At 43.5% G+C, this 13141-nt stretch carries 9 protein-coding genes; all 9 read left to right on the forward strand.

The annotated features are described in order from the left end of the window. Window positions 1-442: 442 nt before the first annotated feature. The 9 genes from sdhA to RH96_RS15315 all read left to right on the forward strand — a co-directional run bounded on the left by sdhA (window position 443) and on the right by RH96_RS15315 (window position 12873). Entirely contained in the window at window positions 443-2293 is a 1851-nt protein-coding gene (gene sdhA / locus RH96_RS10680; RefSeq protein ID WP_010200795.1) for a succinate dehydrogenase flavoprotein subunit, read from the forward strand. 180 nt (window positions 2294-2473) lie between these two features. Next, complete coding sequence (locus RH96_RS10685) at window positions 2474-3184, forward strand: succinate dehydrogenase iron-sulfur subunit (protein WP_010200796.1); 711 nt, start codon at window positions 2474-2476, stop codon at window positions 3182-3184. Between the two features lie 812 nt (window positions 3185-3996). Then, a complete protein-coding gene (locus tag RH96_RS10690) occupies window positions 3997-6876 on the forward strand; it encodes a 2-oxoglutarate dehydrogenase E1 component (RefSeq protein ID WP_010200797.1) in 2880 nt (959 codons plus the stop codon). A 147-nt stretch (window positions 6877-7023) separates the two neighbouring features. After that, on the forward strand, window positions 7024-8283 hold the full coding sequence (gene odhB, locus RH96_RS10695) for a 2-oxoglutarate dehydrogenase complex dihydrolipoyllysine-residue succinyltransferase (RefSeq protein WP_010200806.1): 1260 nt from the start codon (window positions 7024-7026) through the stop codon (window positions 8281-8283). 245 nt (window positions 8284-8528) lie between these two features. Next, window positions 8529-9983, forward strand: coding sequence for a dihydrolipoyl dehydrogenase (gene lpdA, locus RH96_RS10700; protein WP_010200808.1), 1455 nt, complete (start codon window positions 8529-8531; stop codon window positions 9981-9983). Between the two features lie 159 nt (window positions 9984-10142). Continuing rightward, on the forward strand, window positions 10143-11309 hold the full coding sequence (sucC, locus tag RH96_RS10705) for an ADP-forming succinate--CoA ligase subunit beta (protein WP_010200809.1): 1167 nt from the start codon (window positions 10143-10145) through the stop codon (window positions 11307-11309). A gap of 149 nt (window positions 11310-11458) precedes the next feature. Further along, window positions 11459-12334 carry a succinate--CoA ligase subunit alpha gene (gene sucD / locus RH96_RS10710; protein WP_010200812.1) on the forward strand — a complete coding sequence of 292 codons (876 nt, stop codon included), beginning with the start codon at window positions 11459-11461 and terminating at the stop codon, window positions 12332-12334. 99 nt (window positions 12335-12433) lie between these two features. Continuing rightward, window positions 12434-12664: an NAD-dependent epimerase/dehydratase family protein gene (locus RH96_RS15310; protein WP_026037296.1), complete on the forward strand. Its 231-nt coding sequence runs from the start codon at window positions 12434-12436 to the stop codon at window positions 12662-12664. Then, the gene (locus RH96_RS15315) at window positions 12652-12873 is read left to right on the forward strand and encodes an NAD-dependent epimerase/dehydratase family protein (protein WP_026037297.1); all 222 of its coding nucleotides are present in this window, start codon (window positions 12652-12654) and stop codon (window positions 12871-12873) included. The genes RH96_RS15310 and RH96_RS15315 overlap by 13 nt, the downstream gene beginning before the upstream one ends. Window positions 12874-13141: the final 268 nt, after the last annotated feature.

The raw sequence follows: 13141 nt of genomic DNA on the forward strand, positions 1-13141 counted from the left end.
AATATGAATACGGTGTCAGGGTGTCAGGCTCGCTTAGTCTACTATTTGTAGTACTTCACTCGCCTTACTTGTATCCATATTATATATATTGATAAACCCTATTCATCTATAACCAATAACGGATGCACCCAGCAGCACTAGTGACTGATCAAGCATTATAAAGTCGTCCGTTAGTCGTTAAAAATAGTCATAGCCAATCATAGCGTTGGATATTACTGACTTAGTCAGTCACTTATATAATAGGTGCGCTATGGTTTAGTCAGTGAGCGAACCCAATATAAAGATAGATATGCAAATTAGGTGGCTAAAGGTTGTTTGCGTCATCCACTTTGATAATTTCAAGTAGGGGCGAGACAATACAGTGTTTTGTCCAGCAATAGGATGATTTTGAGACAGCCTTTTTATTTACTTCTAAGCATTAACAGGCATTAGGAAAACCGTAATGGCAACTAGACAAGATAATACCATTAGTAATATTAAGACCCTCAACTACGATGCAGTCATCGTTGGTGGTGGCGGCTCAGGTATGCGTGCTTCACTACATTTGGCTGAAGCGGGCATGAAGGTTGCAGTCTTGACCAAAGTATTCCCAACGCGTTCACACACGGTTGCTGCTCAAGGTGGTATCGGTGCAAGTTTGGGTAATATGAGTAATGATAACTGGCACTTTCACTTTTATGACACCGTCAAAGGGTCGGATTGGTTAGGTGATCAAGACGCTATCGAGTACATGTGCCGTGAAGCGCCAAAAGTCGTCTATGAGCTTGAGCACATGGGTATGCCGTTTGACCGTAACGAAGATGGCACGATTTATCAGCGTCCGTTTGGTGGTCATACATCAAACTATGGCGAAAAAGCGGTACAACGTGCTTGCGCCGCTGCTGACCGTACAGGTCACGCACTATTGCACACGCTATATCAAAAAAACCTAGAGCAAGGCACTGAGTTCTTTATCGAGTGGATTGCTCTTGACTTGATCAAAGACGAAGCCGGCAACATCAACGGCGTCATCGCACTTGAGCAAGAGACTGGTACTGTTGCGGTATTTCAGTCACCAATCACTGTCCTAGCGACCGGTGGTGCAGGCCGTATCTTTGCCGCATCTACCAACGCTTATATCAATACTGGTGACGGTATTGGCATGGCAGTACGTGCTGGTATTCCATTACAAGACATGGAATTCTGGCAGTTCCACCCAACAGGCGTTCATGGTGCAGGCGTGCTATTGACCGAAGGTTGTCGTGGTGAAGGTGCTATCTTACGTAATAAAGATGGCGAAGCATTCATGGAGCGTTATGCGCCAACTGTGAAAGACTTGGCACCACGTGATCTAGTATCACGTTCTATGGATCAAGAAATCAAAGAAGGCCGTGGTTGTGGCCCTAATGCGGATCATATCGTTATGGATATGACGCATCTAGGTGTTGAAACCATCATGAAGCGTTTGCCATCAGTATTTGAGATTGGTAAAAACTTCGCCAACGTTGACATCACCAAAGAGCCGATTCCAGTTATCCCAACCATTCATTATATGATGGGTGGTATTCCAACCACGATTCATGGTCAAGTAATCACGCCTGATCTAGAAGCGGGTACGGATGAAGAAGGTCTATACACGAAAGGCACTGTGGTTAAAGGTCTTTACGCTATCGGCGAATGTGCTTGTGTCAGTGTTCACGGTGCCAACCGTCTAGGTACAAACTCACTACTTGATCTATTGGTATTTGGTCGTGCGGCAGGTAAGCATATCGTTGATGAATTCCATCATGCCGATCACAACTATAAACCACTTGATCCACGTGTCCTTGATTTTACAGTGAAGCGTTTAGACAAGCTGCAACAATCGACCGAAGGCTATAACGCTCAAGACGTTGCGGACGAAATTCGTTCGACCATGCAGACACATGCTAGCGTATTCCGTACGCAAGCGATGATGGACGAAGGCGTTGAGAAGATTTTGGCGCTAGGCGACAAAATCGACCAGATTCATTTGGCTGATAAATCACAAGTCTTTAACACAGCCCGTATCGAAGCTTTCGAAGTGGCTAATCTATATGAAGTGGCTAAAGCAACAATGATATCAGCAGCGATGCGTCATGAAAGTCGCGGTGCACACAGTGTGTCTGATTATGACCGTCCAGAAGATGATGACTATGCACCAAACGGTCGTAACGATCATGACTGGATGAAGCATACGCTTTGGTACTCTGAAGGCAACCGCATCATTTATAAGCCTGTTCGCAAAGTGCCATTGACCGTTGATTATATCGAGCCGAAAGTTCGCGTCTATTAATTTTTGACTGCGCCTCTGGTCTATATGAACAGCGTTACCGTTTTATCCCTTATTAATTTATTAAAAAGGTGACCGCCAGCTACATGCTCATGTCAGCGCTGTGATAAAGATACTCTATCTAGCGCTGATATGTTGCAACCTTTGTACGCCCGCCATCACCTACGTGTGGAGTTTAGCATTATGAGCCGAGGTACTCGCACCATCGAAATCTATCGCTACGATCCTGACTTGGACGCAGCGCCACGTATGCAAACGTATACAGTTGAGTTGTTAGACTCAGATCGTATGTTGCTTGACGTGTTATTACGCCTAAAAAAGGAAGATGAAACCATCACCTTCCGTCGCTCTTGCCGTGAAGGCATCTGTGGCTCTGATGGCATGAACATCAATGGCAAAAATGGTCTAGCCTGTCTTATCAACATGAATACCTTGCCAGAAAAAATTACTGTTCGTCCGTTGCCAGGTTTACCCGTGGTTCGTGATTTGGTCGTCGATATGAACCAATTCTACGAGCAGTATGAAAAAGTACACCCGTACTTAATCAACGATCAGCCAGCACCGCCAACAGAGCGTTTGCAGTCACCTGAACAACGTGAAAAGCTAAACGGTCTGTACGAATGTATTCTATGTGCGTGCTGCTCAACCAGCTGCCCATCGTTCTGGTGGAACCCTGATAAATTCTTAGGTCCATCTGCACTATTACATGCTTATCGCTTCGTCGCTGATAGCCGTGATGGTGATACACAAGCACGTTTGGCACGTTTGGATGATCCGTTCAGCCTATTCCGTTGCCGCGGTATCATGAACTGCGTTTCAGTGTGTCCAAAAGGTTTGAACCCTACCAAAGCAATCGGTCATCTACGTAACATGCTGATAGACCAAGCAGGTTAAACGAGTTAAGTATTGCCTAGTTTATGTACATATCATAATGAAACACCGTCTCAGTATTAGGCGGTGTTTTTTATTAGCTAGATTTGCGTACTGGTAGGAGATAGAAGAGGTATTTCTGTTTACTATTTGGAGAGGCGCATTTGGCTAAAACGCGTTAAATCGCTGGTCAAAAGTAAGCCAGTATTAACAATACGTTGGTGGTATGTAAGAAGTCCTGTTATGTAAACGAACTGTCTATATAATTAGCAGTAGAAATGCACGGAGTAAGAGGTTTATAATAGATATTCATTATGTAAATACCTACTATTGAGCAAACAAACTATGTCGTGCAAGGCATGCATGCTAAGCTATACAGCAATGTATGTTTGCCAAAAATGACAATAAATATCCTTCATAAGAAGACATTTCAGCGAAAATAGCCAATTTATAGGCTAGCTGAACGATAGGGTATTTGCAAAAGGTATTATCATTAATAAATTGGTTATAGCTGATAGCAGTATATATAAATTAATGTTGTGAAACGAGTCAGACAAGAAAACTGGACGTTCACAAATAATTTTATCAGATGGCTATTGTTTGAGCTGAGTATTGTAGTAGCGCCATCATTATTATTTGACATATTTTTTGTCGATAATGATGAACGCTACTTATTACAGTAGTAACAACGATGCCTTATATTAGTTATCAGAATATTATTCATCAGCAATAGCAAATCTTATTACTGTTTAAGCTCAAAAGTCAAAATATCAAATGTACAACGAACGACACAATAATAAGCACGATTTCATTTATCTATCAAATAGACGATTATTATGAATAGTATAACTAAAGAAGCCGCAGACGTAGAACATACTGAACTGGCCGCTGATAATGCCAACTATATCGAAGTGCTTTATGAGCAATACCTAACCGACCCTACTAGTGTTGATACGGATTGGCAAGCGTATTTCGAACAATACAAATCGCCAAACGATGCTCCGCATAATGCTATTAAAGACCAGTTTTTGTTACTTGCTCGCAATCAAACGGCGAACAAGGGCACTCCTGCAACCACAACGACTAGCAATGCAGCTGACTGTGCCGACCCTAAGCAAATGGGCGTACAGCAGCTGATTTCTGCTTATCGTCGCCGTGGTCATCGCCGCGCAAAACTCGATCCATTAGATCTGCACCCACGCGCTGAAGTGGAAGATTTGACGCTTGAGTATCACAATCTTTCAGAAGCCGATCTAGACACCATATATCCCACTAATGATTTGAATATTGGTAAGGACGAAGCACCGTTACGTGAAATTATTGAAATCATGGAACGTGTTTATAGTCGTTATATCGGTATCGAATATATGCATGTTACCACCAGTACAGAAAAGCGCTGGATGGAAAAATATCTCGAAAGCAATCTGGGTTACATTGAGTTTGATAAAGACAAACGACTCTCTATCCTTGAGCGCTTAACCGCTGCCGAAGGCTTAGAGAAATATTTGGCGCGTAAATATACGGGTGTCAAGCGTTTCGGTCTAGAGGGTGGCGAGAGCTTTATCCCTGCTATCAATGAAATCATCCAACGTGCTGGTGGTTATGGCACCAAAGAGATGGTTATCGGTATGGCGCACCGTGGGCGTTTAAACTTATTGGTGAATATCTTAGGTAAAAAACCTGCTGATTTGTTCGACGAGTTCGATGGTAAAGTTCAGCCAGAAAAAGGTTCAGGCGACGTTAAGTACCACAATGGTTTTTCATCTAATGTGATGACGCCAGGTGGCGAAGCGCATTTGGCTTTGGCTTTTAACCCGTCGCACCTTGAAATCGTTGCGCCAGTATTGCAAGGGTCAGTACGTGCCCGTCAGGTTCGTCGTAATGATCAACCTCTTTTAGACAATAAAGGCGGTAACTCAGTCTTGCCAATCGTCATCCATGGTGATGCTGCTTTTGCTGGTCAAGGCGTGGTTCAAGAAACGTTCCAAATGTCACAAACTCGTGCTTACACCACTGGTGGTACGGTACATATTGTGATCAATAACCAAGTTGGTTTTACGACCAGTCGTCAAGAAGATGTTCGTTCAACTGAATACTGTACTGACGTGGCAAAAATGGTACATGCACCTATTTTACACGTGAATGGCGATGATCCTGAATCGGTCGTGTTTGCCGCACAATTGGCATTAGATTATCGTCATCAATTTGATAAAGATATCATCATTGATCTTTTCTGCTATCGTCGTAACGGTCACAACGAAGCAGATGAACCTTCTGCCACTCAGCCTTTGATGTATGCCGTTATTAAGAAACTGCCGACGACTCGTACTATTTATGCACAGAAGCTTATCGCAGATGGTATCTTGAATGCTGAACAAGAAAAGCAATACGAAGATGAGTATCGTGAGTCTTTAGACCGAGGTGACTATGTTGCCAATTCACTGGTTCAAGAACCTAACGAGCAGCTATTTGTAGACTGGAAACCTTACCTAGGACATGATTTGGTTGACGACTGGGATACCAGCGTCGATATCGACATCCTAAAAGGTTACGGACGTCGTATGGCTGAAATGCCAGAAGGCTATAAGCTCCAGCGCCAAGTTCAAAAAGTCGTTGATCAGCGTTTGGCTATGCAAACTGGCGAAGAGCCTCTTAACTGGGGTGCTGCTGAGACATTGGCATACGCATCTTTAGTCGATAACGATAAAGTATTGGTTCGTATTACTGGTGAGGATGTGGGCCGTGGTACTTTCGCTCACCGTCACAGTGAAATTTATAATATCGATGATGGCAGTATGTATGTGCCGTTGGCTCATATGAGTGAAACACAAGCGCGTTTTGCCACCTATAACTCATTGTTATCAGAAGAAGCCGTACTGGCCTTTGAGTATGGTTATGCAACGACCGTACCAAACGCATTGATCGTTTGGGAAGCGCAGTTTGGTGACTTCGTCAACGGTGCACAAGTCGTCATCGATCAGTTCATCTCAAGTGGCGAAACCAAATGGCAGCGTGTGTGCGGTCTGACTATGTTGTTACCACATGGTTTCGAAGGTCAAGGCCCTGAGCATTCATCGGCGCGTCTTGAGCGCTTCTTACAGTTATGTGCTGAAGACAATATGCAGGTCATTACGCCAACGACGCCTGCGCAAATTTATCATGCCCTACGTCGTCAAGCAGTGCGTCCGATTCGTAAGCCATTGATCGTCATGTCACCAAAAAGTCTATTGCGTCATAAGTTGGCTACGTCAAATCTCGAAGAGCTGGCCAATGGTAAATTTGAAACGGTATTGCCAGAGATGGATGAGCACAACGCAGATAATGTGACTCGGATGGTGCTATGTGGTGGTAAGGTTTATTATGACTTGCTAGAACAACGCCGCGCGCTCGGTCTTGACCATGTCGCCATCGTCCGTATCGAACAACTTTATCCATTGCCAGAAGAACGGTTGATTGCTGAAATTGAAAAATACAGCAACCTAAAAGAAATCGTTTGGACGCAAGAAGAACCACTTAATCAGGGCGCTTGGTATTACTTGGCACCGCATATGTTCCGCATTGTGGTACCGCATCCAACCAAGGCAAAAGTCATGGAGCCAGTAGCACGTCCTCCTAGTGCTGCCCCTGCGACAGGTTCTGCGAAATTACACGTACAACAGCAACAAGCATTAATCGCTGGCGGTCTTGGTATTAGTGTGGACAAATTGTCTAAGTAGCAGGTTGTCAAAGTAACAGACTAGAACTAGATAAGACAAATGAATCAGGCGATGACAGTCAGTACGGTATAAATACTTTAAATCGGTACTGACTGCCTATCACGACTTAATAATAAATAGCAGTATCCAAATCTAAGGAGTATATCGATGGCTGAGATCAAAGCCCCCGTTTTTCCAGAATCGGTTGCCGATGGCACAATCGTTGAATGGCATGTCACTGAAGGCCAACAAGTAAACCGTGATGACCTATTGGCCGAAATTGAAACTGACAAAGTTGTATTAGAAGTTGTGGCACCTGATGATGGTGTGGTAACCAGAATCGTTAAGCAAGTTGATGATACTGTATTGTCTGACGAGTTAATTGCAGAGTTTGAAGCGGGCGCAAGTGGTGCTGGTGCAGACGACAGTAACGATAGCGATGCTCCTTCCGTAAATCCAGATCAGCCAGCTGCTCCAGTACAAGCGAAGCAAGCGGCAGATGGCGGCGAGCCAGTACAAGTAACAGATAAGAAAGAAGAAGCTGATCATAAAGATCAAAGCCCAGCAGTCCGTAAAGCGGCAAAAGAGAGCGGCGTCGATCCTAAAGATGTCGAAGGTAGTGGTCGTAGTGGTCGTGTAACCAAGACTGATATGGCAAGCCCGACACTAAAAGCAGACAGCTCTATCAAGTCTGATAGCGGCCGCCCAGTAGCTGAATCAACAGGTGAGCGTACTGAAAAACGTGTGCCAATGACGCGTCTACGTAAAACAGTAGCGAATCGTCTATTGTCAGCGTCACAAGACACTGCGATGCTAACGACGTTCAACGAAGTGAATATGAAGCCGTTGATGGACATGCGTGCTAAGTATAAAGACCAGTTCGAGAAACGTCATGGCGTACGCTTGGGCTTTATGTCATTGTTCGTAAAAGCAGCAACAGAAGCACTCAAACGCTTCCCAGCAGTTAATGCGTCACTAGATGGCGATGATATCGTTTATCATGGTTATTATGATATCGGTGTTGCTGTATCTTCAGACCGTGGTCTGGTTGTACCAGTATTACGTGATACAGATCGCATGAGCATGGCTGATGTCGAAAGCCGTATTCGTGAGCTTGGTGGCCTTGCCCAAAAAGGCAAGCTTGGTCTAAATGACATGACTGGCGGTACTTTCACTATCTCAAACGGTGGTGTATTTGGCTCATTGATGTCAACGCCTATTTTGAACCCACCACAAACTGCTATCTTGGGTATGCATGCTATCAACGATCGCCCAATGGCAGTCGATGGTAAAGTTGAAATCTTGCCAATGATGTACCTAGCACTATCTTATGACCATCGTATGATTGATGGTAAAGAAGCAGTACAGTTCTTAGTAACTATCAAAGAGTTGGTCGAAGACCCAGCCATGCTACTACTAGACCTGTAAGCTTTTAAGCTTGTATTGGCAACCGCTGATACAAGCTTTTTAACTTTGGTATAGATAATGATTTTTATTAATCAGCGATTCGCTGATAACTGTATTTAAATGAATTTAATAATGGTGACTTGCTATCGATGAGTGAGTCTTCTCACTGACATAGTGTATTAACTATTAAGTGTAGATAACGCTGATTTATCAGCGAGAAAATAACCAGTTTAAATGACACATACAATTAAAAATAGGAACGTACTATGAAAGACAATTATGATTTAGTCGTCATCGGCGGCGGTCCTGGTGGTTACGAAGCCGCTATCCGTGCAGGTCAGTTAGGTATGAGCGTTGCTTGTATCGAAAAACGTGTTTATAAAGGTGAGCCAGCGCTTGGCGGTACTTGCTTAAACGTTGGTTGTATCCCATCAAAAGCATTGCTTGATAGCTCGCATCGTTATGAAGCGACCAAGCATGATCTCGATGAGCATGGTATCAGCACCGGCGATGTCGCTATTGATATCGAAAAAATGATAGAACGCAAAGAAGGCATCGTTAAGCAATTAACTGGCGGTGTTGCGGCATTATTGAAAGGTAATGGCGTTGACTGGCTACAAGGCTGGGGCACGTTAGTTGACGGCAAAGGCGCTGACAAACAAGTTAAATTTGTCGCTTTAGAAGACGAAGCGGAAAGCACTATTACCGCTAAGAACGTGATTCTGGCGGCAGGTTCAGTGCCTATCGACATCCCAGTTGCCAAAACTGACGGCGATCGTATCGTTGATTCTACTGGCGCGCTTGATTTCACCTCAGTCCCTAAACGTTTAGGCGTTATTGGTGCCGGTGTTATCGGTCTTGAGCTTGGTTCAGTATGGCGTCGTCTAGGTGCTGAGGTTGTAGTCTATGAAGCGCTTCCTAGCTTTTTAGCTGCTGCTGACAAAGATATCTCGAAAGAAGCTGGCAAAATGCTGAAAAAGCAAGGTCTTGATATCCGTGTTGACACCAAAGTAACCAATGCTGAAGTTAAAGATGATCAAGTGGTTGTCACCAGCGAGAGCAAAGGTGAGTCATCTGAAGAGAGCTTTGATAAACTAATCGTTTGTGTAGGCCGCCGTGCATACTCTGAAAAATTACTTGGTGATGACAGTGGTATTAAGCTAACTGAACGTGGCCTGATTGATGTAAACGATCAGTGCAAAACCAATCTTGATGGCGTCTATGCTATCGGTGATTTAGTCCGTGGTCCTATGCTTGCGCACAAAGCAATGGAAGAGGGCATGATGGCTGTGGAACGTATCCATGGCGAAAAAGCTCAAGTTAACTATGACACCATCATCAATGTCATTTATACTCACCCAGAAATTGCATGGGTAGGCTTAACTGAGCAAGAAGCTGAAGCAGCTGGCTACGAAGTTAAAACAGGCTCGTTCAATCTAGCGGCTAACGGCCGTGCATTGGCTCAAAGCGAAGCAGAAGGCTCTATCAAAGTAGTGGCTGATGCTAAGACAGATCGCCTACTAGGCATGCATGCTATCTCAGCCGGTGCTGGTGATATCGTCCATCAAGGTATGATTGCGATGGAATTTGTCTCTAGTATCGAAGACTTGCAGTTGATGACGTTTGCGCATCCAACGATTTCAGAAGCGGTGCACGAAGCGGCGCTATCTGCAGATGGCCGTGCTATCCACGCTATCCAGCGCAAAAAACGCAAGAAATAAGCAGTTGCTCGTTTAATTATTATCGATTTACAACCTGATTGTGGTATCGCTATTTTGGCGATAGCCACGATCATGAGTGCGTCAGACGTATGATTAATATATGCATGGGCGCACTTGATTTCACTTTTTATTAATTGTAAAAAATAAAGGATACAATCAATGAATTTACATGAGTATCAAGCAAAAGAGCTATTAAAAAGCTACGGTTTGCCGATTCAAGAAGGCATCATCGCCTATAGTGGCGACGAAGCTGCTGCTGCTTTTGATAAAACACCAACTGACATTGCGGTTATCAAAGCGCAAGTACATGCTGGTGGTCGCGGTAAAGCGGGCGGTGTAAAGCTGGTTAAAACTCGTGAAGAAGCCAAGCAAGTTACTGAAGAGCTTATCGGCACCAATTTAGTTACTTTCCAAACTGACGCTGATGGTCAACCAGTTAACTTCGTATTGGTTGCAGAAGATATGTACCCAGTACAAACTGAGCTATATCTTGGTGCAGTCGTTGATCGCTCTACTCGTCGTGTTACCTTCATGGCATCAACCGAAGGTGGTGTTGATATCGAAGAAGTAGCAAACGAGACACCAGAAAAAATCTTTAAAGTACATGTTGATCCTTTAGTTGGTCTAATGCCTTTCCAAGCGCGCGATGTTGCGTTCAAACTGGGTCTAGAAGGCAAGCAAATCAACCAGTTCGTTAAATTGATGACTGGTGCTTATAAAGCATTTGTTGAAAATGACTTTGCTCTAATGGAAATTAACCCATTAGCCGTTCGTGAAAATGGCGAAATCGTTTGCGTTGATGGCAAAATTGGTATCGATTCAAACGCACTATATCGTCTGCCAAAAATCGCAGCACTACAAGACAAAACTCAAGAAAATGAGCGTGAGCTTAAAGCAGCTGAGTTTGATTTAAACTACGTTGCCCTAGAAGGTAACATCGGTTGTATGGTTAACGGTGCTGGTCTTGCAATGGCGACCATGGATATCATCAAATTGTATGGCGGCAAGCCTGCTAACTTCTTGGACGTTGGCGGCGGTGCAACTAAAGATCGCGTTGTTGAAGCATTCAAGATCATTCTTGAAGACAGCAGCGTTGAAGGTGTTCTAATCAACATCTTCGGTGGTATCGTACGTTGTGACATGATTGCAGAAGCTATTATCGCTGCTGTCAAAGAAGTCGATGTACAAGTACCTGTCGTTGTACGTCTAGAAGGTAATAATGCTGAAAAAGGCTTACAAATTTTAGAAGAGTCTGGTCTTAAATTGACTACAGCTCAAGGCCTAGCAGATGCCGCTCAAAAAATTGTCGATGCTGTTAAAGCTTAAGTCTTTAATGATTGGTGTTTAGCAATAAATACTAAAGCATAGTAGTCAACGCGTGATAGTGGCTTTTATATAAAAATTGACCATTAACATTGAATAAAAATGGTGTTGAAAGTCGCTATTACAAGACAACCGAATACAAGGAATAAATAATGAGTGTATTAATCGATAAAGATACCAAAGTATTGGTACAAGGTTTCACTGGTAAAAATGGTACGTTCCATTCTGAGCAAGCGATCGAATACGGTACTAAAGTAGTCGGCGGCGTAACGCCAGGTAAAGGCGGTCAAACGCATCTAGGCCTACCAGTATTTAATACAATGGCAGAAGCCATGGAAGCCACTCAAGCTGATGCTTCTGTTATCTATGTACCTGCACCATTCGTACTAGACTCTATCGTTGAAGCAATCGATGCTGGCGTTAAATTGATCGTTGTGATCACTGAAGGCGTACCGACTATCGATATGCTAAAAGCCAAACGTTATCTTGAAGAAGCAGGCGACGTGCGTTTAGTCGGTCCTAACTGCCCAGGCGTTATCACTCCAGGTCAGTGCAAAATCGGTATCATGCCAGGTCACATACATCTACCGGGTAAAGTGGGCATCATTTCACGCTCTGGTACGCTAACGTATGAAGCGGTTGCTCAGACAACTAAGCTTGGTTTTGGTCAGTCAACTTGTATCGGTATCGGTGGTGATCCTATCCCTGGTATGAACCAGATTGACGCATTGAAACTGTTCCAAGAAGATCCACAAACTGAAGCGATCATCCTAATCGGTGAGATCGGTGGTACTGCTGAAGAAGAAGCTGCTGCTTATATCAAAGACCATGTGACTAAACCAGTTGTTGGTTATATCGCTGGTGTTACTGCTCCAGAAGGTAAGCGTATGGGTCATGCCGGCGCTATTATCTCTGGCGGTCAAGGTACTGCTGAAGAGAAATTCAAGGCGTTTGAAGATGCTGGTATCGCGTATACGCGTGACCCATCTAAGCTTGGCGAAAAGCTAAAAGAAGTTACTGGCTGGTAATTCAGAATTAATTTTGTAATGTAACTACTAAAACCATATTGAAATGTTAAGAAGGCACCCCTACAATGGGGTGTTTTTATTTGCCTTGAAAATAATTTTATGAAAAACAAGATATTAGTCACTGGCGGTGTTGGATATATTGCCTCTCACACCTGTATTGCATTGCATGAAGCAGGCTATGATATAGTCGTATACGATAATTTATCTAACGGTAGTCGTGAAGAGATTAGTCGTGTCTCTACTCTTATTGGGCAAGCTATTAAGTTTATCGAAGGCGATATTCGCGATGATGGGACAGGTATTATCGATCCCATCAATTGTTTGGTATAATTCATTTTGCAGGCTTTAAAGCGGCTGGTGAATTTGTCGCCGAGCCCTTGCTATACTATAATCAAATTAGTGATACCATCACTTTATTAGAGGTTATGGCGGAGTATGATGTTGATAACCTTGTTTTTTCTTCCTCTGCGATTGTTTATGGTGATCTCGAAACATTAGCTATCGATGAGAAGTCAAAGCGTTCTTTTACCAATCTTTAGAAGATCTTGCCGTCTCGGATGATAGCTGCATTCTCTAAAGTCTCCGGACAGGATATTCCTTATAATTTTGTTAGTCTCTGCATCGGCGCTATGCCAGTGTCGATAAAGCGAAAGATTTGTCAGGATGGCAAACCAAACTATCATTTACTGATGTGTGTCGAGAAACTTGGGGTTGGCAGATCATTAATTCAAACGGTTATGACGCAAAAAACTAGTCTGTATTTAAAATATATCGAAACCAATAAGAGATCCTTATGATAAAAGTACT

Source organism: Psychrobacter sp. PAMC 21119 (assembly GCF_000247495.1).
Lineage (GTDB): Bacteria > Pseudomonadota > Gammaproteobacteria > Pseudomonadales > Moraxellaceae > Psychrobacter > Psychrobacter glaciei.

Excerpts from the sequence above, each read along its gene's own strand:
- sdhA (WP_010200795.1), top strand. The coding sequence starts at position 443 with ATGGCAACTAGACAAGATAATACCATTAGTAATATTAAGACCCTCAAC.
- RH96_RS10685 (WP_010200796.1), top strand. The coding sequence starts at position 2,474 with ATGAGCCGAGGTACTCGCACCATCGAAATCTATCGCTACGATCCTGAC.
- RH96_RS10690 (WP_010200797.1), top strand. The coding sequence starts at position 3,997 with ATGAATAGTATAACTAAAGAAGCCGCAGACGTAGAACATACTGAACTG.
- odhB (WP_010200806.1), top strand. The coding sequence starts at position 7,024 with ATGGCTGAGATCAAAGCCCCCGTTTTTCCAGAATCGGTTGCCGATGGC.
- lpdA (WP_010200808.1), top strand. The coding sequence starts at position 8,529 with ATGAAAGACAATTATGATTTAGTCGTCATCGGCGGCGGTCCTGGTGGT.
- sucC (WP_010200809.1), top strand. The coding sequence starts at position 10,143 with ATGAATTTACATGAGTATCAAGCAAAAGAGCTATTAAAAAGCTACGGT.
- sucD (WP_010200812.1), top strand. The coding sequence starts at position 11,459 with ATGAGTGTATTAATCGATAAAGATACCAAAGTATTGGTACAAGGTTTC.
- RH96_RS15310 (WP_026037296.1), top strand. The coding sequence starts at position 12,434 with ATGAAAAACAAGATATTAGTCACTGGCGGTGTTGGATATATTGCCTCT.